Here is a 21,854-nt window from a genome sequence, read left to right as displayed (position 1 = left end):
CATCGAGGGAGTCGTGTTCAAGGATGGAGTTCAGGAAGACGTCGAGAAAGTCGCCGCCTGAGCCCACCCCCGTACACAACATTTGACCATTACTCTTGATGCCGTCATTCCAATTTGTCTCATTGTTATAGTTCTAATTTTCAAGTCCACGTCTCTATATGCTATAGAAGTTCTCGATATCGCATGGCTACCGGCATAGGCTGATTACTGCGTAGCCGGTCTGACATCGTAGGCATTGACACTCATCGGCGCCGCCAGCCTAATAGAATTTAGTCTTCAGCTTGCCGCATGGCAAACGCATACTCGGTTACCGGCTTTCCGCCGATGAGATGTTCTTGAATGATTCGCTCGAGAACTTCTGGCGTACAGGAGTGGTACCAAACGCCCTCCGGATAGACAACTGCAATCGGCCCATGACGGCACACCCGCAGACAATTGGCCTTGGTACGCTGGATTCCGGCCGAGCCGGTCAGCTTTAACTCATCCAGTCGGCGCTTTAAATATTCCCAGGATTCAAGCCCCTCTTCTTTGCGGCAACACTTTGGCTTGGTCTGATCACAGCAGAGAAAGATGTGTCGCTTGGTTGCGGAGATCGCTAGGACTTGAGCGATAGTACGCAAGTTTTTATCGATGTCGCTTTCAGTCATTCGTTTCTTGGCTTAAAGAGATCGCAAAAAAAAGCCGTCGCAGCTATTGATTTATATCACGCATCCGGTCCATGTTGCGGATACCTTGCCTGTGTGCGCGTTTTTCCGAGTGTAATTGTCAACAAAATTTACGGCCTTATGGCTTTGTTTTAATTCACAATTTTGTCAAAAACCACTGATTCATTTGACGTTAAGAGCCTGTTGGCTTCGGTTTTCATTCTGAGTGTGTCAAGAATTTTTACATATTAAGAGCAGTGCGTAACGCCAGAAGCGTGGGATGAAAATTTACATGGCCTGCGAACCGGCAAAATATGAAGGGTCAGGCTTTGTTAATTTTGTTAATGGCCAAAAGATTCATCAATCGTTTGGCTTCCGCTGCCAATTCGGATTCTTGCTTTATGCGCTCCCGTAAGCGACTGACCGCCGTGCTCAAGGTCGATATATCGCGGTTGAGGAAGTTGCCGACCTCAGTCAAGGTGGCAGCGCCGAGTTCCAATGCTAAGTACGCGATCAGCGCACGAGCCGCGGCGCCCGCTCGGCCACGGTCTGCACCGCTGATTTGATCCAAATCCATCTTGCGAGCCGCACAGACTACGCTAATGATCGATTCAAGTTTAATTTGTGCTCGTGATGCCTTATCGGACTGCCTTAGCGCATTCTCGGCGAAATATTCATCCCCGAGTATGCGCCCCTCCACCGTGCCTCTATGGAAATCTTCCCGATGACCCTCGTCCAATCCTCCCGCGATGAAACGTGCGTAACGCTCCCGTGCTGTCGCCACATCTTGAGCCAACTGGGAATAGATCCACTCTGTCGTAAGCCAGCTAACGCGATCTAGGTCGAGGTAAGCTCGATGTCCGCTCCAATGATACTCGGCAGGATCGTGGACTAAATTTGCCCGGACTGGATTGAGATGGATATAGCGAACAAGTTCGAGCAGATAAGCATCGGCATCGATCAGGATCGCCTTGAATCGGCCCTGGAACAGATGGCCGATCCGGTTTTCGCGCTTGTTGATCCACCGCGTATAACGAAAAGCCAGGTGTTGCATGGTTTTTGAAAGCGACACATCGCCAATTTGAACCGCCAAGTGGACATGGTTCGGCATCCAGCAGTAGGCGTGAATACGGTGACCGAAACGGGAGACGCCCTCGCCAACCAATTCCTCGAAAACGTCTCTGTCCTCATCGTGAAAAAAGATAGGCTGTCCGGCATTGCCGCGGAGCATGACGTGATAGACAGCGCCGGGGATGTGGATGCGGGGTTTTCTGGCCATGAAGCTAAGCCTTATCGAAAACTACGGTAACAATAGCATGCAAACCAAATAATAAAAGCCTGACCCCAGCTCTGACATCAGATCCCCGCATATATACTCGTTGGTCTCTTTGGGGTGGCACACTTGATGCAGTCGACGTTTTGTGGAGAGATACTACAACGAGAAATGACTATGAAAATTCTAAAAATTTTATTTGGCGGGCTCCTTCTTATAGGGGGAGTTGATGCTAGTGCTACGCCGGCGTTTACCTTGAATTACGACAGTCAATACGGCAGCACTGAAAATACCGGATCGAAAGCGAGCGTGGGCTTTACGTTCACCGACATTGCTCCGCCTCCTGGTGAGTTCAATTTGTTATTGGATATAGCGAATCTTACCCCCACAAACATAGGTTCGACACTTATGGGATTCGGCTTCGACCTGCCAACGGGTGTGAGTGTTGTAGCGGGAACTTATGAAGATCTATCGGGCTATTTCCCTAATCTGTTATTCAATGTGACCTTAAATCCGTATAACCAAGTCGATATCGCTATCGCGTTGAACAGTAATTTCTCGGGTGGAAATCCGAATGGCGGGCTTACCGAAGGCTTAACTGCGCAAGTCTCGCTTGATTTCATCACAGATCCTATTTTGGATGGAGCTGGCATCACTAGCGCATTTATCAACACTTTGGATGACTGCTATGCGAGCACAAGCTGCTACGCACGTTTTCAGGAGGTTGGTTCAAATGGACAAGGTTCTGACAAAGTGCTCGGTGACATATCGGTTCCAACTACGCCTCCTCCTCCACCGCCCGATATAACCGTTCCAGAGCCGAGCATCTTATCACTCTTGGGAGCCGGTCTGCTTGGTCTAGGCTTTAGGAATTGGAGAAGAAAAAAGGCATAGCTCTGAAAAGATCACAAAGACTTCTGATCAGGCAAACTAAAAAGCCGTCCCATTGGGACGGCTTTTTCTTTGAGGTTTGCTGAAGAATATCCGTTTTTTTGGCAGAAACCTTTTCTGTCAACCCCTAGGCAATCCTGCAATTCCTTTTCATTTGTAAATCTGAATCGACGTTTGATTGGTGTTACCCGCCGCATCGGTGCCAGTCAGCGTGATCGTGTGCGTGCCCTTCGCGATGCTGCGGGTGTTCCAGTTATAGGAGATCGAGCCGCCGCTGGTTGAAGCTCGCACGGCGCCGTCGATGGCCAGCTTCAGCCCCTGCAATTTGACGTTATCGCTGCCAGTGCCGGTAATTTTTGTCGAGTTACCGACCTTCACGCCATTGGAGGGGCTGGTGATTTTAACCGTGGGCGGAGTTGTGTCGACGCTGTTAGCCGAGGTGGTCGCCGAGGCGGTATTGGAGAAGGCGGAGTTGCCGACGCTGTTGTAGGCGTAGACACGGTAAGAATAAGTGGTGCTGGCGCTGAGGCCAGTATTGGTGAAACTCGTGACGTTGCTGCCGAGCGAAGCGACTTCGCTCCAATTGACGCCATCCAGCGAGCGCTGCACCTTGAATCCGGTTTCGTCGCTAGACTTATCCGTCCACGTCAAGGCGATACTGCTGGATGATTGAGTAGTCGCCGCCAAACTTGTGGGGGCAGTCGGAACCGTGGGCGTCGTGGTGGTCGTGGTCGAGGACCGGAAACTGGCGACGGTGGCGCTGGTGCCATTCATGGAACGGGCGGTGTCCTGGTAGTTCGCCACCCCGGTCGGCTGGCCATTGTAATAAACGTTAGGATTAGAAAAGTGCGAGATTCGTGGCGAACTGCAACTGTAGGACATGACATCGTGGAACACGCCGCAGATCCGGTAACCATAAGAGTAGGGGTACACGCCGGCGTAGGCGGAATTGTCCGGGTCGTGCATGTTGCCCTGATTGTGGCCCAATTCATGCGCCAGGGTATCGTTGCCGAGGCAGTTGTATTTGGAATCGTCATGCACGACGGCGAACGCATACGGAGCGAACCAGGAACCCAGGCTATTCATCACGTAGGCGATGCCGCAGTAGTTGCTTTCAGCGGTTATAAGCGCCACCTGATCGGCGCCGTACTGGTTGCGTAAGGAGTGTACCTCATCCATTTTGCCATCGCTGGTGCCGGTGACATCCGACAAGCTGGTCGACATGTTGCCCGTCTCGGTATAGCTGACTTCGGCCATTTTTACCAAGTTCAACTGCATGTCCACCTGACTGTTCAGGTAGGCCTGATTGGCCTTGGTAACGGCGTTAATAATCTTGGCTTCTATGCCCGAGACGCCGCCAGCATTCACGCGGGCCTGAGGCGTGTAGACCACCAGCAGATCGATGACTTGGCCGGTGCTGGCGGCTGCGGTGGACGGGCTAGTCGAGGATGTCGTTGTACCGGCCAATTCACCGGCGGCATTAATATCCGGCGCGAGGGGTTCCGAATGCGGAGCGGTCTTGTTGGGATCGATCTGGCGGACGGCATGCGTTTTATTGCCGGCGTAGGCGATCTCGAACATTCTGCCGTCGTCCATCACGACGGTTCCGAACATCGCCTGCCCCCGAACGGCGAGGATCACCTCGCTGCTGCCTTCTTGCCCTTCGATATGACCGACCCAGGACAAACGGCCGTCGATGTCTTCGATACGATCGCGGATGGCGGTAACCGTGGTGTCGTTGAGCAGTTCGAGGGTGAGCGTATCGGCCTTCACCGCGTTGAAGTCGATGGCTACGCCCCGGCTGCGGCCCTTGATGGCTTTGATCTGCGCCTTGGCCTGCGTGGGCAGGGTCAGATTCGTGTCGCTGAATAAGCGCTGCGGCGGCGCCGCATGGACGACACCCACAATAGACGTTAAGGCTGCAAATACGCCAGCCAGTCCGAGGATATTTTTGCGGCGCGCAGCGGTGAACTTAGAATGCTGAGTCTTGTTGCTCACGTTGTGGTCCCCTAAGAGTCGAGTTGACGGCGATGGTCTCTGGGAACCCGCGGGGATGAGACAAACCAAAGCAACCTTTGGCTTGAGCTGGCAATCCCGCTGTCATAGGAGCCTGGCTCCCGTAGACCGGTAACTTTGCGCCACCACCTTTCGATGGTTTTGCCTTTTTCAGATCAAGCGGCATTAGGTCAGCGGCTCGATTTTTCTGTAGAAATAAGATTGGTCTAAATCTAGGGAATTTGTGTGATTGAGTCGGCAAAAAAGTGTTGTAGATTGTTTCATGTAGGCATTGATTGTTGTTTTTTATCAGTGGCCGTAATCGTTCGCCGGGTGGCTCCTCACCTTCGGATAAACGATGCATTGCTGCCCGTACCCCCCTTGGCACAGGTTAAGCGAATCGCAGCTTCTTTTGAGTTTGTAGCGTTGCTACGACACCGGAGTGGCTGACACGTCAAACGTTATCCGGTGCCATGGCGGTTTAGCACGCCGTATGCCAATCCGATGTTCGTTGGTGATCGGTCTGGCGAATCCTTGAATCTCTTGTATGCAGAGCAGGACTTGAGTCAGAAAATGACCGGTTCCATGGAGTGGCCGGGCAAAACATGTCTCCATTTGGCAACAGCCATGCGGCATGTGTCACTGGCCATTTCCAGGAAAAAACGAGAAAAACGCGTTATCCAGCGGCGATTTGTCCGATTATTCCGGCTGGCGACACTAGGAAGATCGTCTTGGAATGGCTAAGAGCGGAGCGGTTTGCAGTCCTGACTCGATTCACCCGAACTGTCATACGGGCACCCTTTGATGGATACGTATGATAGTTCGGGCTTAGAGCGTTTTTATCTCGCTCGTACGGCAAAACAGGCTTGGCCGAAGTCGTTGGCGCCTTCGGCTCGGGTGGATGGATTCAAGCATTCGTAGGTCGGCAATCCCTTCCCAATCGCAAACGGTCGCTTTGGTCGCGACCCTTCCGACGAAGACGCTCGACCGGGACATGGTGTCGGGAAGGGGGGCTTCGGCGCTCCAATCGCAAACGGTCATCCCAGGAGCGCTGGGATGACCCTTCCAATCGCAAACGGCCTGGCCGGGAGCGCCGGCCACGCCCTTCCCGAAGACGCCGTTTGCGATTGGAAGGGTCGCGACCAAAGCGACCGTTTGCGATTGGAAGGGATTCCCGACCTACTCGCGAGTGCCCGTACAGTAGGTATGAAAATGCCCTAAGTACATTCCGCAAATATTTGCGGAATCTCGACAGATTGGCGGGGTTGTCCTGCAGGTTGCCTATGCCGCAAGACTTCCCTGAATGTACTTAGATAACGAATTTTTGCCTCAGTGGCAGATTCCAGCCGGTGCTACTCGATCAAGATCAGATAAAGCGTAACGCTACGATATTCGACATTCGATCAAATGCGGCGACCAAAGCGATATCGCCGACGCTCATTATCGGCGTCGTTGTCGGTCCTTCCCGTAACGCCATTGACAACCGACGCTGTTGCCGTTGTCACGACTTCACTGGGGCTGGACTCGGCTATGCCGTTATAGGCCGATACGCGATACGAGTACTCGCTGTTCGGGTTGAGTCCTGTGTCTGAGAAACTGGTGATGTCGGAGCCGAGTAACGCTACCTCTTCCCAGTTGACTCCATCGCGGGAGCGCTCCACTTTGAATCCCTCCTCGTTATCCGAGTTATCCATCCAGCGAAGATTGATTCCATCGTCGGATTGAGAGAAAGCTGCCAGCCTGCTTGGAGTCGCCGGAGCGGAAGCGGCCACTTTACTGGCACGCCACGCGGCAACCGTGGCTCGGGCTTTCTCCATCGACCAGGCGGTCGCCGCGGCCTTTGAGGGATTTATGTTCGGATCGATTCCTGTGGGTTTGCCGTTGTAGTAAACGCTAGGATTGGCGAAATTCGAAATGCGCGTTGCCCCGGTGCAGGGGTAAGACATAACCGTCCGGAAACCGCCGCTTTGGCACAGACGATGCCCATAAGAGTAGGAATAAATGCCGGCATAGCTGGAGTTGGCGCGGTCATGCGCGTTGCCCTGGTTATGGCCCAGTTCGTGCGCCAGAGTTTGCGCGGCGAGACAGTACGCTCTTGAGTCGTCATGCACGACAGCGAACGCATAAGGTGCAAAGGAGCTACTCAGCCGCGTCATTTGATAGGCGATACCGCAGTAATTTGCGTCGGCGGAAACCAGGGTCACTTGATCAGCACCGTATTGATTGCGCCAGGAATGTACGACGTCCATCTTGCCGTCCGTTGTGCCGCGAAGATCATTAAGCGTGCGGGCCATATCGCCGCTTTCCGTGTAGTTGACCTCAGCCATGCGCACCAGGTTGAGCTTCATATGAACTTTGCTGTTGATATAGGCTTGATTGGCGGCCTCGACGGCTTTCACGATCTTGGCTTGAATGCCCGAGGTGCCGCCGGCATTGGCGCGTGCCTTCGGCGTATAGACGACCATCAGGTCCACGATCGTATCGGTGATCGTGGCTGCGGCTATCGGCGGCTCATTGGCGGCCGTCTCGGCTTCCGAACTGGCCGGCGCGTTGGCTAGATCTGGGTCCATTTCAACATCGGGAATCGGGTGTTTGTGAGGCAGAATCTTTCTCGGGTCCACCTGCCGGACGGTATGAGTATCATCATCGTTGGCAAGGATCTCGTAGATTTCACCATTCCCCCGCTTGATGGTTCCGGACATGGCTTTTCCGATCACAGCCAGAATGACTTCGCTGTCGGGTTCGCCCTGCAGATGACCAACCCAGGCGGAATGCCCCTGAACATTGTCGACGATACGGTCTTTCTCGGCGACCAGAAGCGTGTCATTGAAAATATTCAGATTTATGGCATCTGCTTTGAGTCTGTCGAAATTAGGCCGGACCGAACGATGTCTGCCTTTTTTGGCTTGAGGAGGCAGATAGGTGTCCGGTATGGCGTTCCAAACGTCCTGAAATAAGTCTTCAGGCAATTTTCGTTCGGCGACGGCCGTATGGCTTACCCCCGAGAAGGCCAGAGACAGGTATAACGGACTCAAGACCAAGTGCTTCTTCATTTTTTTAGCTCCTCTTAGTAATGGAAAGCAGATGCGAGCGGTTTCTCGAAATCTCCTCCTCTAATTCTCAGGAAGTCAGTCCCGGTGTCCCTTTTCAGGGCGTCACGAATCAGGCCGCGTCGGGAAGCCTGCTGCTACAGAGCGGTCTTTTGTGGAATGAAATCGACCGGAATCCTGAGGCAGGGAGTTATTCCGCTAGGTTTTGCCGTTTAAGGTTCGATTGACAATCCCGCCTGCGCGGGATGACTGCCGTCGAACCTTGGCTTCGCGTTGCTACCTTTCGCTGCTCTCAGGTCGAACCGCTTTTGGCGGAATGATCGGCGGGGGCATCGAGGTTTCGGTTGAAATCAGTGGCGAATAGAAGATTCGATTCTTTTTCTTCATGACTACACGGCTTACGGTAGTGGTTATGGTCACGTAGCCTGACGATCGCCAGAGCCCCCAATAGCGCACGGCATTGGCTTGTTATCCGTGGTGCCTCGATTGTGTTTATCGTCCCTAACGATTTTCTTGTGTAACCCTTGTTCGGCACGCTTCGGCTTCAGGCATTATTTGGGCCATATTCATAAGCATTTAATAAGTAAACAAATGCGAGACATTGGCCGATATTTTCGGGCTTCGTATGTCGCTCTTAAGAAACGGGCAAAATCGTTCAACCGCTTCCAAGAAGTCAGTAAAGAATGGTCTGTGGAGGTTCACCGAGGGAGGTCTATGAGGCTAGTCGCTATTGCGCGACACTGTTGTAAGAAAGCGAAAATATCGCTGTGCCAAACTAGAAATTTCTAGAGTCGCGCTACTGCGTCGAACATGGCATGGAATCGCGCTTGATTACGGTGAAAAATCTGGGATTCGAAAGTACCGTATCGAGCTAAGTGACAAGGTATTGAAATGGGCCGCAACTAGCCCCTATAGTGATTGGATCAATTTTTTGCGGGGGATACTTGTGAGGAAATTCGCTTTTCGCGTCCTGATGTGGCTGATGATCGCAATGCTCGTCGGGTGCAATACCGTATCGGGCTTCGGCAAGGACGTCCAAAAGCTCGGCAGGAAAATGGAAGAGGCTGCCGACCGGCGTAACCGATAGCTCGTCCAAACTCCCAAAACTGGCCGGCCCGACAAGAACATAATCCCTTTCAAAGTCGTGTTCTGCTGCCGTTAGTCGTGGCGAGCGCGGTATAATTTGTATTTTTCGCTGCAATTTTCGATGTCTGAATTTCTTTCGGAATTAAGCCGCCGCCGCACTTTCGCCATCATCTCTCACCCGGACGCCGGTAAAACCACATTGACCGAAAAGCTCCTCCTGTTCGGAGGCGCGATCCAGTTGGCCGGCTCGGTCAAAGGACGCAAGGCGGCTCGTCACGCCACCTCGGATTGGATGGAGATGGAAAAGCAGAGAGGAATCTCGGTTACGACCTCGGTCATGCAGTTCGAGCACAAGGATAAGATTTTCAATCTGTTGGATACTCCCGGACACGAGGATTTTTCCGAGGATACTTATAGGACGCTCACGGCGGTGGACTCCGCCCTGATGGTGATCGATAGCGCCAAGGGTGTCGAGGAAAGGACCATTAAGCTCATGGAGGTCTGCCGGTTGCGGGATACTCCGATCCTCACCTTCATTAACAAGCTCGACCGCGAAGGGCGGGAGCCCATCGAATTGTTGGACGAGATCGAACGCATTTTAAAGATTCAATGCGCGCCCATGACTTGGCCCATCGGCATGGGCAAGCGCTTTAAAGGCGTGTATCAGTTGTATGACGACGCAATTCAGTTGTTCAGCCCGTCTCACGGTGATCGCATCGTCGAAGGGGAGGTCATCCAGGGATTGGATAACCCTCGGTTGGAAGAGATACTCGGAGATCAGGCAGACGAGTTGCGGATGGAGATCGAGCTGGTGCGCGGCGCCAGTCACGAGTTTGACATCCAGTCCTACTTGGCCGGAAAGCAAACTCCGGTATTTTTCGGCTCGGCGATCAATAATTTCGGCGTTCTGGAGCTATTGAACGCGTTTGCAGACTATGCGCCACCGCCTCAAGCGCGGCAAGCCCGCGAGCGCGTCGTGGGGCCCGAGGAAGAAAAGTTCACCGGCTTCGTCTTCAAGATTCAGGCGAATATGGACCCGGCGCACCGCGACCGCATCGCTTTTATGCGAATCTGCTCGGGCAAGTACGTGAAGGGCATGCGAATGCACCACGTCCGCATCGGCAAAACGGTCCAGATCGCCAATGCCATCACGTTCCAGGCCGATACCCGAACCAATGTCGAAGAGGCGTATCCGGGCGACATCATCGGCTTGCATAACCATGGCACGATCCAGGTGGGCGATACGTTCAGCCAGGGGGAGACGCTCAAATACGAAGGGGTGCCTTATTTCGCGCCGGAGTTGTTCCGCCGGGTGGTGCTGAAAGATCCGCTCCGCGCGAAGGCCCTGCAAAAGGGCTTGCAGCAATTGACCGAGGAGGGCGCGACCCAGCTCTTTCGGCCGCTTAAGAATAACGATCTTATTCTGGGCGCCGTGGGTGTCCTACAGTTCGATGTGACGGCCTTCCGGTTGAAATCGGAGTACAACGTCGAATGCGTTTACGACAACGTACCGGTCACCACGGCACGCTGGGTCGGGTGTGATGATCCGAAGAAGCTGGAGGAATTCAAGCGCAAGGTTTTCGACAATCTGGCCGAAGACGGCAGCGGTTATTTGGTTTATTTGGCCAGCAGCCGAGTCAATCTGCAGCTTACCCAGGAGCGCTGGCCGGATATTCGCTTCAGCGCAACCCGTGAACTGTAAGGTGCTGCGTAACCTTAACCGATGGTGCTTTCGGCGCTGTCGGTGTTTCCCAAATTGTCCGCCCAGGTGACACGAATCTTGTCGCCCGTTTTTCCGCCACGGAATCTCACTGAGATGTAGGGATCTCTGGATACGGCTGTGCTTAGCTCACAGCTTGCGACCAAGCGTTGATTGTGCTCTATTCTGACTTCTCGAATGAAGTGAGCCGGAATGGTTCTTTCCGTCAGCTCATCCCAGCGGCGTCCGGTTTCCATCGGATGGGTGATAAGCATGCGGACGGTGGTTAGGCCTTCTTCCTGCTTGGTGCGTATCTTGATGCTGGACATTTTAGTGACTCAGGTCGAACGGGGCCAAAGTTAAGGTAATCATTAGATCGCTTGGATTCAAGCAGGGATACGAAATGACGCAATCCAGACGCAACTTCGTTCGAATGCTAGTAGCGGCATTAGCATTACCTTGGGAAGTCGTTTTTGGGGCGGCGAAATCCAGAGCACCTCAACGGATGGAGAACGGTTTCAGCCGACTGCTTTCGGATATGTTGGCGGGAGCGTCGTGGGCTGAAACCGACCGAATTGCCTTCGAAGTGCCGGAGCTGGCCGAGAACGGCGCGATTGTGCCGATTTCAGTCGATAGCCGGCTGCCGAACACCTCGCGCATGCTCATTTTCGTAGAGAAAAATCCCACGCCGCTGGCGGCTCAGATTCGCTTCGAGCCCGGAACCGACGGATTTGCTTCCTTGCGCATAAAGATGAACGAAACAAGCGCCATATTGGTCATCGCCGAGTCCGAGGGGAAATTTTTCGGAACGCAAAAGACGGTAAGAGTCATGGTTGGCGGCTGCGGTTAATCTGCCGATGTCTTAGTGGGTGTCTGGGACGCATTATGAGCGGCTCGAGGCAAGCGTGTCCTGAGCTTGTCGAGGTGCCGCCCTCGGATTGCGCCGTAGCTTCTCGCATAACCCTCTTATGCCTGAACGAAATGCCTCAGGATGGATGTTAAATCGGCCATTCCCGCCACTAAGTTCGCTTCGATTTCCATCATTGTAATTTCGGCTGCCGTTTTTCCCGCCGCCCAATTGGCAATCACGGCGCAGCAGGCGTAATCGATGCCGAGTTCGCGTGCCAGGGCGGCCTCCGGCATACCGGTCATTCCGACGAGATCGCAGCCGTCGCGTTCCATGCGGTTGATTTCCGCCGCGGTTTCCAGCCGCGGCCCCTGGGTACAGCCGTATACGCCGTCATCGATGATACTGACGCCCGCCACTTGAGCTGCGGTCAATATCTTTTCCCGCAACCATGGACTGTAGGGGTGAGTGAAATCGACGTGGGTTACCAGTTCGAGATCAGTCTCGAAAAACGTGTGTGGCCGTCCGTACGTGTAATCGATGATTTGGTTTGGAACGGCGATTTTTCCCGGCACCATATCGGCGCGGATTCCTCCTACCGCGGCTATCGCCAGAATGCTGGCCGCACCGGCTTCTTTCAGCGCCCAGATGTTTGCGCGGTAATTGATCTTGTGTGGCGGAATGATGTGCGGGTTGCCATGGCGCGCCAGAAACACCAGTTCTTGCTGATGAAAATGGCCAAAAACCAGTTCTGAAGAAGGATCTCCATACGGCGTAGTGATTCGCTCACGCCGGACAATCGTGAGATCAGGGAGCCGTGTGAGACCGGTTCCCCCGATGATGGCCATTAAAGTCATGACAGCTCCCTTTATCGATAAACGTGCTTGCAGGCGAAGATGCCCGGCCAATTGCGAAGATAGCTTTTATAATCCATGCCGAATCCGAACAAATAGCGATCTTCGGCTTCCAATCCGATGAAATCGGCTCGGCAAGGTTTCTCCTTATTCAATTTCTTGTCTACGACAACAGCCGTGTACACGGCTTCGGCGCCTTCTTCGAGGCAGTATTTCCGAATCTCAGCCAGGGTGATGCCCTCATCCAGGATGTCGTCGATGATCAGTACTGTCCGATCATGGAGGGGAATGCTAGGCTTCAAGAGCCAGCGAATTTCGCTGCCGCGGGTTTCTCCCTGGTAGCGGCCGGCCTTAATGGAGTCGATTTCCAAGGGGAAGCGCAGACGCAGGGCAATCTCTGCGGTGGGAATGATGCCGCCGTTGAGAACCGAGAGCAACAAAGGGGTCTTATCGCCGATGAGTGTAGTGATCTCGGCCGCCATGCGGTCGAGGGCCGAGTTGACCTCGTTTTCCGAAAAAAGGCAGTCGGCTTCGGCTATTACTCGTTCGATTTCTTCCGATTTGTTCATGCGAGTCCCGGTTGTTCGTTGATAGATGCGATCAGTTCTGTGGCGCGCTGCCAGTCAGTGCTCGCCAATAAGGCATTACGATCCATGGAAAAACGTCCCCGCATGCGCTGGAGGCGGGGCTCGCGTTCTGTGCTGGAATGATTCGTCAAGGATTCGAGGACTTCGCCGGCGGCGTCGGGCATGTTGCAGACCAGTACCATGTCGCAGCCCGCTTCGAGCGCTAGCCTGGCGCGGTCAACATGATTTCCGGCAAATGCTGCGCCGGCCATGGATAAGTCGTCGCTGAACACGGTTCCGTCGAATCCGAGCCGGCGGCGAAGAACTTCTTGAATCCAAAAAGATGAAAAACCGGCCGGCCGCTCATCGATTTCCGCGTAAATCACGTGGGCCGGCATGATTCCCTCCAATCCGAATTCGATGAGGGCGCGGAATGGCAGTAAATCGCGGCTTTCGATTTCGTCCAGGCGGCGGTGATCGACCGGCAGTGCCAGATGGGAGTCTTCCGCCACGCCGCCATGACCCGGAAAGTGCTTGCCCACGGATGGCATTCCGGCTCGTCTCATACCTCTCGCAAAAGCCCGGGCGAGTTGTGCGGTTTCGAAAGGATCGCGGGAAAACGCGCGATTGCCGATGATGTCGCTGATGCCCGAGTCGACATCCAAAACGGGCGCGAAACTGAAATCGATATCGACGGCCCGAAGTTCCGCCGCCATAAGCCAACCGGCCGTTTCGGCCGCTGCTTCGGAGTGGTCCGGTTGCCCATTTGCTATCTCGTGATAACGGGCGGCGGGCGGCAATCGTGTAAATCCTTCGCGGAAGCGTTGTACGCGACCACCCTCGTGATCCACTGCGATCAGAATTTCGGGGCGTAACGCGCGAATCTCCCCCACGAGATTCATGAGTTGCCTCGGCGACTCGTAGTTCCGACTGAACAAAATGAGCCCGCCTGCGGCGGGGTGGGTCAATTTGTCCTTTTCATCGGGGCTTACGGTTAGGCCCTGTAGATCGAGCATCACAGGCCCTAGCGGCTTAGATGGTTTCATGGGCGTCCGCCGGAAATACTGAAGGTCCACGATTTTAAACTATAATCGAGCGAACGCGACGAGACGCTAACCGAAAGCCACTGGAGAACCTCGTGGGAAGATCGAAAATTCTGGCTTTGTTTCTTCTTTTATTTAGTCCGTTAGGTTATGGCATGAGCGGCGAAGGAGACGGTGGAGTCGAATATTTGCCTTTAGAATCGGTGCTGGTAAATCTTGAGGGCAAACGCCATTATCTTAGAGCCGACATTCAACTGTTGATCGATAGCAAGGAGCATGCGGAAAAAATCAAAATGCACATGCCGCCTATTCGTCATGCGTTGATTATGCTCTTTTCGAATCGCAATCCCGAGCAGCTTTCTGCTGTGGACGAGCGGGAGAAGCTTCGTCAAGCGGCGTTACAGGATGTCACCAAAACGCTGGAAAAATATGGCGCAGGCGAAGGACTAAAGGATCTCTTTTTTACCGATTTTCTTATCCAGTAGTGGAGTTCTTCTATGCCTTATCTGACGATACAGACTAATCGGGAAGTTTCTCCCGACCAGCGCGAGCCGCTGCTGACGGCGGCTTCGCGCCTGTTGGCCAAAGAGCTCGGAAAACCAGAGTCCTACGTCATGGTGAGTTTGAACAGCGATGTTCCTATGCTGTTCGGCGGCACCGGCGAGCCGGCAGCCTATGCGGAACTCAAGAGCATCGGATTGCCCGCCGGCCAGATCAAATCGCTATCCCGTTCAATTTGCAGTTTGCTGGAACAACGGCTCGATATTCCTCCAGCGCGGGTCTACATCGAATTTACCGATATCAAAGGCAGTCAATGGGGCTGGAACGGCGGGACGTTCTAAACCTTTGGGCCGTTGCCGCTAATGTCCGGCGGCTTCATTGCGGCGTTGGATTTCCTCCATGGCCTTGAGTTGCTCCGGTGTGGCCTCTTTTTGATACTTGGCCTTCCATTCGGCATACGGCATGCCGTAAATGATTTCTTGCGCCGCCGGATAATCGATGTCGATACCGCGCTCCTTCGCCTCGGCGCTATACCATTTGGCCAGGCAGTTACGGCAAAAGCCCGCCAAAATCATCAGATCGATGTTTTGCACGTCGGAACGATCGCGCAGATGTTGCAGCAGCCGTCGGAAAGCTGCTGCTTCCAGTTCGATTCGGGTTTGTTCGTTCATAGCTCTGAGTGCTTGGATGTGTTTGAAGATTGGACCGAGGAACCTCGGAATAGCTTCCGTCCGGAGTGCCCCTGGTAACTTGGGGAACGCTTCTCGCTTCCGGAATGGTGCTTGGCCATGCATACGCTTTCGATGTGTTAAGCTTCGGTTTGCCGGTTTGCAAAGTATTGTCGGATATAATGTTCTGTGAAATAGTATTTATTATAAGGGAATGAATAGGTAAAGCCGCAGGCGCCGTCCGACTATGGATATTCAAAAAGCCGCCTCTATTTCTGCTTACGCGCTCGCTGAAATCAAACGGCAGCGGGAACTTATAGCCGTCCAAGGAGTCACTTCGGCTGACCCAAGGATAATGGCTGGCGTAGAAAATGCCAGTATTAATATGGGAGACAATAGCGCAGGCGGCGTCGCGTCTTCAGATGAATTGAAAGCCGTCCTGGATCGCCTCAACCAGCCAACTCAACTCAGGAAGGAAGCTGAGGAACAACGAACTGCCCAATACCAAACGATACTGAGCGCGAGAACGAAGCACGCGCTAAATGCCTATCGCGCACAATTCGATTTGCCGCAATATGAGGCAAAAAGCGCTCTCAGCCAGATGTTGGGTGTGGACGTCTACGCCTGACTCCTAATCTCTTTTTTACCTATGCCCGAACTATGAAATTGCTGTTCGATTTTTTCCCGATTTTTCTCTTTTTTATCGTTTTTAAGATTTCCGATATTTACGCTGCAACTCTCGCCGCTATCGTAGCGACTGCGGTACAAGTGGCGGTCACGTGGTTAAAGACGCGCAAAGTCGAGCCTATGCATTTGGTCTCGCTGGCAATCATCGTTATCTTCGGTGGTGCAACCTTATTCTTGAAAGATGAACTTTTCATCAAGTGGAAACCGACTGTACTCAATTGGCTGTTCGGCATGGCCTTTCTCGGTAGTCAACTATTCGGCAAGCGAACACTGATCGAGCGCATGCTAGGTAATCAAATTGAACTGCCGGATTTGGTTTGGCGCCGATTGAATCTGAGTTGGGCCACGTTCTTCGTCGCGCTCGGTGGTGTCAATCTTTTTGTTATTTACAATTTCAGTACAGAGACTTGGGTCAACTTCAAGCTCTTCGGCCTTTTGGGGCTAACGTTCGTGTTTGTCATTGCCCAGTCCATCTATCTATCTCGTTTTTTGCCCGAACCCAATCCGGAGGAGTAGTTTTTTGCTCTACGCCATTATTTGTGAGGATGCTGAGGGAAGTCTGCCAAATCGTCTCGAAGCGCGTCCTGCGCATCTCGATCGGTTGAAAGCGCTGCAAGCCGAGGGGCGGTTGATTTTGGCAGGTCCCCATCCGGCTGTCGATTGCGAAGATCCGGGCGAAGCCGGGTTCACCGGCAGCTTGATCGTTGCCGAATTCTCCAGTCTGGCAGCTGCTCAAGCATGGGCAGATGAGGACCCTTATCGTCTGGCGGGCGTGTATGCTCGGGTGACGATCAAACCGTTCAAGAAGGTGCTTCCATAATGATAAGTCGAGTCGAAAAAATCAGGAGCCGACTGGAAGAGGTGCTCTCGCCGGTACATTTGGAAGTTACCGACGATAGTATGGCGCACGCCGGCCATGCAGGTGCCATGGAAACCGGCGGTGGGCATTTTTACGCCACTATCGTGTCTGAGATGTTTGAAGGAAAGAGTTCGGTTCAGCGGCACCAGTTGGTCTATCGTGCGCTGGGCGACTTGATGCAGAAAGAGATACACGCTTTCAGTATGAAGGCTTTTACTCCACTTGAATTTCAACAAAAAGGAAATGCGTAAATGAAGACATATTCACTTGTCGCCGCTATCGCCAGCGTATTGGTTATCGCGGGATGCAATAACGTTGGCACTGATGGCCAAAAGGGTGCGACAAGCACGACTGAGGCCCCGACGGCTGAAAACTCAGTCGCCGTAGTCAACGGCAGACCGATCAGTAGAGCCGCAGTCGATATCTTATCGGCGGAACTGGCTCAGCGCCGCGGGGACAACGGGATATCGGAAGAAAAAATCATCGATGAACTGATTAAACGAGAACTATTGCGCCAAGAGGCCGAGGCCCAGCAGCTGACCAATGATCCGAAATACGCCGCGCGCGTGGAAAATGCCGATCGAATGGTTTTGTCGCAAATTGCCGCGGAACATTTCATCAACAGCGCTGCGATTTCCGACGAAGATTTGAAGAAAGAATATGACCAGCGCGTTGGTTCGATGAAGTTGACGGAGTACAAAGCCAGGCACATTCTGGTGGATACCGAGCAGGCGGCGAAGGACGTCATTAAGCGACTACAAAAAGGGGAAAAGTTCGCGGATATCGCGAAGAAAGTTTCCAAGGATCCTGGCTCCAAGGGAAGTGGTGGCGACTTGGGCTGGTTTAACCCGCAGCAGATGGTGCCGCCTTTCGCAAACGCGGTAGTTGCTTTAAAGAATGGCGAATTGACCCAAACGCCCGTTCAAACTCAGTTCGGTTGGCACGTGATCCTGCGTGAAGATTCGCGCGACCAGCCGCCACCGCCCTTTGATGCCGTCAAAGACCAGCTGCGATCCATGATGCAGACACAACGGCTGCAACAACACATTGGAGAGCTGAAAAACAAGGCGAAGATAGAGCAGTTCGAGAAGCCGAAACCGGCTGAGAAACCTGCGATCGATTCGCCGCAGCAGCCCGGTGCTGGCACGGCGCCGGAAAAACCGTCGGAAAGTCCTGCTGCGGATCCTTCGCAACAGCAGCCGGAAGGTGGTCCTCAGGAAGACCCCGCTGAATCGCAAGAGCCGGCCGAATAAACTCGCGCTATCCGTTAGAGCCGGAGGTGTTTTCCGGCTCTAACCCACATTTCTTCCCTTCGTCGCAGCGGTGCGTGGCGCAGCGCAAAAACGGTACGCTACCGCGCGCGGAAGGTGGCGATTAAGCGTCGGTTCGCGATTGAAAGATCGGCTCCGACGTTCCCGAAGATACCGTTTGCGATTGGAGAAGTATGGGAAATGCTGGCTAGAAGCCGGCAACGCACTGTTGCGATGTTTCTTGAAAGCTCGGTTCGACAAAGCCGTTGCTGACTACGCAATTTCGACCATTGTTTTTGGCTCGATACAAAGCTATATCAGCTGCTTCGATAAGGCGGGCCTCGGTGGCATCGATCCCGCTGACCCTGGTTGGGTCCAAAGTGGCTACGCCGATAGACAAACTTATCTTCAGCGCCTCGCCATCCTTATCGTAGAACTCGCGATCGGCAATGCGTTGGCGGATTCGTTCTGCTACATCGGTGGCAGCCCGGTTGCCCGTTCCTGTCGAAAGAAGCGCAACGAACTCCTCGCCGCCATAGCGCGCTAACACGTCGTTGTTGCGCAGCATGGAGCGGATGGTCTGTGCCACGTCGACCAGCACCCGATCACCGCTTTGATGCCCATAAGTATCATTGATCGTCTTGAAGTGATCGATATCCAGAAATAAACATGACAGACATTCGCCGCTGCGTAGTGCCCGGTCGATTTCTTCACTGACGCGTTGTTCGAAATATCGCCGGTTGTTGACGCCGGTGAGCGTGTCGATAAGGCTGGTTCGTCGCAGCAGTTCGAAGTTCAAGGTATTTTCCAGGCATACGCTGAGCACGCAGGCCAGCCGATCCAGAAAATCCGTTGCCATCTGCTCGGAAAAGCGCATGGTGTCGGTACTGGCGAGATTTAAACTCCCCATGAGTTTGCCTCGACGATAGAGAGGCAAGAGTGCAACGCTGGACGAAGTATCCGGAAGGCGTGGGAAGAATGCGGCACATTTTTCGGGTTTGTAGCACCCTAGGTAAGGTCTTAAGGTCTTGCGGAACGTACGGTCCAGGATTTCGCCGCTGGGCAGCAATATAAGATTTGGCTGCTTGTCGACGTTTAGACCATCCTCTCTGAGGAAGCGCTCGAGTTCGCCTTTTTCGTCGACCAATACGAAGCTAACGGCGTCAAGCTCGAATAGAACGCGAGTGTCTTCCAACACCTGATCGACCAGTTCACGCAGAGAGTTCAGCGTGAGCAAGGTCATTTCCAGCGTTTGGAAGCGATGCAATTTAATCTGGTTCTGCCGAATGCGATCGACGAGGTTACCCAGGTGGCTTTGTAGGACGCATAATTCGGTGTAAAGCTCGTCCAAACTTAGGATCCTTAGTCGGTGCGATGACGCTTATTTTCAGCATAAAAGCCTAGCATAAGTTTTGGATCGCCATTTTTGATTCGAGCAGGTATCAAAAGTATCAAAATAAGCTGGTTTGCACAGGCGCATCACTAGGACGCTTGAATAACTCCGGGTTTAAATGGATTTCGGTGGCGTTAAGCCCGTTTTTCTTGAGAGCCACCAGGAACCGATTCCGGATGAGTTCGGCGTAAATCCCTGACCCGGAGTGGCGAAGGCCAAAACTAGATTCATACGGTTTACCGCCATGGATATCGCGCAGTCGCGCCAGAACGTGCTTGGCTTTTAGCGGGACATGGGTTTCCAGCCATTCGCGGAATAATTCTTTCAGTTCGAGAGGAAGGCGCAGCACGATGTAATCGGCGCTGATGGCGCCATGTGCGGCTGCCTGAGCAAGGATGGCTTCGAGCTCCGCGTCCGTCAGAATCGGAACCACCGGGGCCACCAGTGCGGTCACTGGCACGCCAGCGTCCGCTAGAATGCGAATTGTTTGGAGTCGGCGTTGCGGGCTCGTAGCCCGCGGTTCCATGATTCGGGCCAACCCCTTGTCAAGCGTGGTAATCGAAATCTGAACTTGGGCCAGATGCTCGCGCGCCATTGCCGAGAGAATGTCGAGATCGCGTTCGATGAGTGCCGATTTGGTCGTGATATTAACCGGATGGCGGCATTCGTAGAGTACCTCGAGAACTTCCCGAGTAATGCGCCATTCCCGCTCGATAGGTTGGTAAGGATCGGTGTTGGCGCCTAAAGCGATTGGAGATGGACGATGGGATTTTTTCGCTAGCTCCTTGCGCAGGAGACTCGCCGCATCGGATTTGACGAACAGCCGGGTTTCGAAGTCCAGTCCCGGCGACAGTCCCAAGTAAGCATGACTAGGCCGCGCATAGCAGTAAATGCAACCATGCTCGCAGCCCCGGTAGGCATTGATCGACTGATCGAAAGGGATGTCGGGCGACCGGTTATGGGTGATAATGCTCCGAGCGCTATCGTGTGTTACGGTGGTTGCTGCCGGGGGCACATCCTCTGCCCACCAGTCGTCGTCGATTTTTTCTCGGACGGTCTCGGAATAGCGGGATTCCCGATTGCTTACGGCCCCTCGGCCTTTTGTCGGCGAATTCGGAACCCGGATTTTTTGGCATTCATTGTCGCTCATACTCGCCTCCAATAGTACCATTCTCACTGGCACCGAATATTTCCAGATTGGTCTCGCCATGACTACGACTAACCGACCCAGTTGTAGCGACAATGATGAGCACGACGCACTTCATGTCGATGATGCCTTAGAGCGTATACTGAATGCCGTTTCCTCGGTCAGGGGTTACGAACAAGTCAGCATCCTCGAGGGCGTAACGAGAGTTTTGCATGACCCTGTGGTCTCGCCTTTAGATGTTCCATCCCATACCAATGCGGCTGTCGACGGCTACGCCATACGAGGAACGGATTTGCCGGGCGCTGGAAGCATCGTGAAAATGGAGGTGGTAGGCGTGGCTCTGGCGGGAACGCCGTTTGTCGGCGCCGTGCTTCCAGGACAATCGGTACGCATTATGACCGGTGCGCCCATGCCGGCCGGTGCGGATACCGTGCTGATGCAGGAGCATGTCGATGTCGACGGGGATCGGATCTGCATAACCGGTGGGCGGCATCGCATGGCGGATAATGTCCGCATGGCTGGTGAGGACGTCAAGCGGGGCGAAACGGTTCTGAACGGAGGACGCTATCTGACCCCACCGGATATCGGGCTGATCGCCTCGTTAGGCATAAGTGAAATCAAGGTCAAGCGGCGACCTCGGGTAGCGCTCTTATCGACCGGAAACGAAGTGCATCAGCTAGGAAGATCCTTAGAGGCCGGCGGCATATACGACAGCAATCGCTATACGCTCCACTCGGCACTAAGACGGTTAAGTGTCAAGGTGATGGACCAGGGCATCGTGCCCGATGATCCCGAGCTACTAAGCGAAGCTTTGATAAGGGCTGCATCCGCTGCGGATGTGATCATTTCCTCGGGTGGCGTATCGGTAGGTGAAGCCGATTTCGTCAAGGAGGTTCTGTCTTCGATAGGCAATATCGGTTTTTGGAAGGTTGCCATGAAGCCGGGACGCCCCGTGGCTTTTGGTAGTATCGGCGCGTCGACATTCATCGGGTTGCCGGGTAACCCGGTCGCCGTGATGGTAAACTTTTACCAATTTGTCCTTCCATTACTGGAAAAGAAAATGGGAATTCTGGAGCGGCCGGTTATTCCCACACTGAAAGCCAAGTGTCTCGAGCGGCTTGCTAAAAAGCCGGGCCGCACGGAGTACCAGCGGGGCATTCTCGAAAGAACCGAAACCGGTGACTGGGAAGTGCGTACGAGCGGCAAACAGGGTTCCGGCATTCTTCGCTCCATGAGCCTGGCAAACGCCATGATTATTCTGGCGCACGATCGCGCTTCTGTGGAGCCCGGTGAAATGGTCGATGTTTTACCGTTTGCCTGCTTGATGTAGGTTGCGAGAGTTTCTCAATGTTTCGGGCCGTTGGGTCCAAGCGGGCAGGCGTGTTTGGCTCGGGAGTGACT

23 protein-coding genes and 1 riboswitch are annotated in these 21,854 nt (G+C 53.7%); of the genes, 12 read left to right on the top strand and 11 right to left on the bottom strand.

The genetic code is table 11. The annotated features are described in order from the left end of the window. Positions 1-269 precede the first annotated feature (269 nt). Positions 270-647, bottom strand: a complete 378-nt coding sequence (locus tag JOD69_RS19475) for a ferredoxin (RefSeq protein WP_077727971.1) — start codon at positions 645-647, stop codon at positions 270-272. 319 nt (positions 648-966) lie between these two features. Continuing rightward, on the bottom strand, positions 967-1,923 hold the full coding sequence (locus tag JOD69_RS19470) for a transposase (protein WP_077727972.1): 957 nt from the start codon (positions 1,921-1,923) through the stop codon (positions 967-969). Between the two features lie 171 nt (positions 1,924-2,094). Between JOD69_RS19470 and JOD69_RS19465 the strand changes: the two genes are divergently transcribed. Further along, entirely contained in the window at positions 2,095-2,811 is a 717-nt protein-coding gene (locus tag JOD69_RS19465; RefSeq protein ID WP_168175311.1) for a cistern family PEP-CTERM protein, read from the top strand. A gap of 147 nt (positions 2,812-2,958) precedes the next feature. Here JOD69_RS19465 and JOD69_RS19460 read toward each other — a convergent pair whose 3' ends face one another. Together JOD69_RS19460 and JOD69_RS19455 are read right to left on the bottom strand one after the other, a co-directional pair. Further along, positions 2,959-4,806, bottom strand: coding sequence for a reprolysin-like metallopeptidase (locus JOD69_RS19460; RefSeq protein WP_139841027.1), 1,848 nt, complete (start codon positions 4,804-4,806; stop codon positions 2,959-2,961). Positions 4,807-4,892: 86 nt separating this feature from the next. Continuing rightward, positions 4,893-4,980, bottom strand: a riboswitch (cyclic di-GMP riboswitch). Between the two features lie 1,226 nt (positions 4,981-6,206). Beyond that, positions 6,207-7,856 carry a M12 family metallo-peptidase gene (locus JOD69_RS19455; protein WP_086133591.1) on the bottom strand — a complete coding sequence of 550 codons (1,650 nt, stop codon included), beginning with the start codon at positions 7,854-7,856 and terminating at the stop codon, positions 6,207-6,209. Between the two features lie 970 nt (positions 7,857-8,826). On the opposite strand from JOD69_RS19455, the gene JOD69_RS19450 reads away from it, so the two are divergent. Together JOD69_RS19450 and JOD69_RS19445 are read left to right on the top strand one after the other, a co-directional pair. Further along, the gene (locus JOD69_RS19450) at positions 8,827-8,940 is read left to right on the top strand and encodes an entericidin A/B family lipoprotein (protein ID WP_077727977.1); all 114 of its coding nucleotides are present in this window, start codon (positions 8,827-8,829) and stop codon (positions 8,938-8,940) included. A gap of 120 nt (positions 8,941-9,060) precedes the next feature. Beyond that, positions 9,061-10,641, top strand: a complete 1,581-nt coding sequence (locus JOD69_RS19445) for a peptide chain release factor 3 (protein WP_077728120.1) — start codon at positions 9,061-9,063, stop codon at positions 10,639-10,641. 14 nt (positions 10,642-10,655) lie between these two features. Here the strand turns inward: JOD69_RS19445 and soxZ are convergent, their stop codons facing one another. After that, positions 10,656-10,967: a thiosulfate oxidation carrier complex protein SoxZ gene (gene soxZ / locus JOD69_RS19440; protein ID WP_205780632.1), complete on the bottom strand. Its 312-nt coding sequence runs from the start codon at positions 10,965-10,967 to the stop codon at positions 10,656-10,658. 74 nt (positions 10,968-11,041) lie between these two features. Between soxZ and JOD69_RS19435 the strand changes: the two genes are divergently transcribed. After that, positions 11,042-11,488 (top strand): thiosulfate oxidation carrier protein SoxY, encoded by a 447-nt coding sequence (locus JOD69_RS19435; RefSeq protein WP_086133590.1) that lies wholly within the window; start codon positions 11,042-11,044, stop codon positions 11,486-11,488. Positions 11,489-11,604: 116 nt separating this feature from the next. Here the strand turns inward: JOD69_RS19435 and JOD69_RS19430 are convergent, their stop codons facing one another. From JOD69_RS19430 to nagZ, 3 genes are read right to left on the bottom strand one after another with little or no spacing between them, the layout of a single operon-like run. Next, a complete protein-coding gene (locus JOD69_RS19430) occupies positions 11,605-12,342 on the bottom strand; it encodes an S-methyl-5'-thioinosine phosphorylase (protein ID WP_086133589.1) in 738 nt (245 codons plus the stop codon). 11 nt (positions 12,343-12,353) lie between these two features. Continuing rightward, positions 12,354-12,908, bottom strand: a complete 555-nt coding sequence (locus JOD69_RS19425) for a hypoxanthine-guanine phosphoribosyltransferase (RefSeq protein ID WP_086133588.1) — start codon at positions 12,906-12,908, stop codon at positions 12,354-12,356. Further along, a complete protein-coding gene (nagZ, locus tag JOD69_RS19420; protein WP_240506837.1) occupies positions 12,905-13,951 on the bottom strand; it encodes a beta-N-acetylhexosaminidase in 1,047 nt (348 codons plus the stop codon). Before nagZ ends, JOD69_RS19425 begins: the two co-directional genes overlap by 4 nt. 92 nt (positions 13,952-14,043) lie before the next feature. Between nagZ and JOD69_RS19415 the strand changes: the two genes are divergently transcribed. Next, positions 14,044-14,433: a flagellar basal body-associated FliL family protein gene (locus JOD69_RS19415; protein WP_086133586.1), complete on the top strand. Its 390-nt coding sequence runs from the start codon at positions 14,044-14,046 to the stop codon at positions 14,431-14,433. Between the two features lie 12 nt (positions 14,434-14,445). Then, positions 14,446-14,790, top strand: coding sequence for a phenylpyruvate tautomerase MIF-related protein (locus JOD69_RS19410; RefSeq protein ID WP_086133585.1), 345 nt, complete (start codon positions 14,446-14,448; stop codon positions 14,788-14,790). Positions 14,791-14,808: 18 nt separating this feature from the next. Here JOD69_RS19410 and JOD69_RS19405 read toward each other — a convergent pair whose 3' ends face one another. After that, positions 14,809-15,120, bottom strand: a complete 312-nt coding sequence (locus tag JOD69_RS19405) for a DUF1244 domain-containing protein (protein ID WP_077727984.1) — start codon at positions 15,118-15,120, stop codon at positions 14,809-14,811. A gap of 244 nt (positions 15,121-15,364) precedes the next feature. Between JOD69_RS19405 and JOD69_RS19400 the strand changes: the two genes are divergently transcribed. Genes JOD69_RS19400 through JOD69_RS19380 form a run of 5 tightly spaced genes read left to right on the top strand, consistent with a single transcriptional unit; the run spans position 15,365 to position 17,916 of the window. Then, the gene (locus JOD69_RS19400; protein WP_086133584.1) at positions 15,365-15,745 is read left to right on the top strand and encodes a hypothetical protein; all 381 of its coding nucleotides are present in this window, start codon (positions 15,365-15,367) and stop codon (positions 15,743-15,745) included. A gap of 32 nt (positions 15,746-15,777) precedes the next feature. Beyond that, the gene (locus JOD69_RS19395) at positions 15,778-16,320 is read left to right on the top strand and encodes a septation protein A (protein WP_086133583.1); all 543 of its coding nucleotides are present in this window, start codon (positions 15,778-15,780) and stop codon (positions 16,318-16,320) included. A 4-nt stretch (positions 16,321-16,324) separates the two neighbouring features. After that, positions 16,325-16,624, top strand: a complete 300-nt coding sequence (locus tag JOD69_RS19390) for a YciI family protein (protein ID WP_077727987.1) — start codon at positions 16,325-16,327, stop codon at positions 16,622-16,624. Continuing rightward, positions 16,624-16,914 carry a BolA family protein gene (locus JOD69_RS19385; protein ID WP_077727988.1) on the top strand — a complete coding sequence of 97 codons (291 nt, stop codon included), beginning with the start codon at positions 16,624-16,626 and terminating at the stop codon, positions 16,912-16,914. Before JOD69_RS19390 ends, JOD69_RS19385 begins: the two co-directional genes overlap by 1 nt. Continuing rightward, positions 16,915-17,916, top strand: a complete 1,002-nt coding sequence (locus tag JOD69_RS19380; RefSeq protein ID WP_077727989.1) for a peptidylprolyl isomerase — start codon at positions 16,915-16,917, stop codon at positions 17,914-17,916. Positions 17,917-18,121: 205 nt separating this feature from the next. On the opposite strand, the gene JOD69_RS19375 is transcribed toward JOD69_RS19380, so the two are convergent. After that, on the bottom strand, positions 18,122-19,264 hold the full coding sequence (locus JOD69_RS19375) for a sensor domain-containing diguanylate cyclase (RefSeq protein WP_077727990.1): 1,143 nt from the start codon (positions 19,262-19,264) through the stop codon (positions 18,122-18,124). Positions 19,265-19,364: 100 nt separating this feature from the next. Beyond that, complete coding sequence (locus JOD69_RS19370) at positions 19,365-20,456, bottom strand: PA0069 family radical SAM protein (protein WP_077727991.1); 1,092 nt, start codon at positions 20,454-20,456, stop codon at positions 19,365-19,367. A gap of 58 nt (positions 20,457-20,514) precedes the next feature. Here JOD69_RS19370 and glp point away from each other — a divergent pair, with 58 nt between their 5' ends. Next, entirely contained in the window at positions 20,515-21,783 is a 1,269-nt protein-coding gene (gene glp / locus JOD69_RS19365) for a gephyrin-like molybdotransferase Glp (RefSeq protein WP_077727992.1), read from the top strand. Positions 21,784-21,854: the final 71 nt, after the last annotated feature.

Origin of the sequence: Methylocaldum sp. RMAD-M, from assembly GCF_017832375.1 — a bacterium.
Lineage (GTDB): Bacteria > Pseudomonadota > Gammaproteobacteria > Methylococcales > Methylococcaceae > Methylocaldum.
The sequence above is the reverse complement of the archived record's forward strand: the minus strand, read 5'-3'. Positions and strand labels throughout refer to the sequence as shown.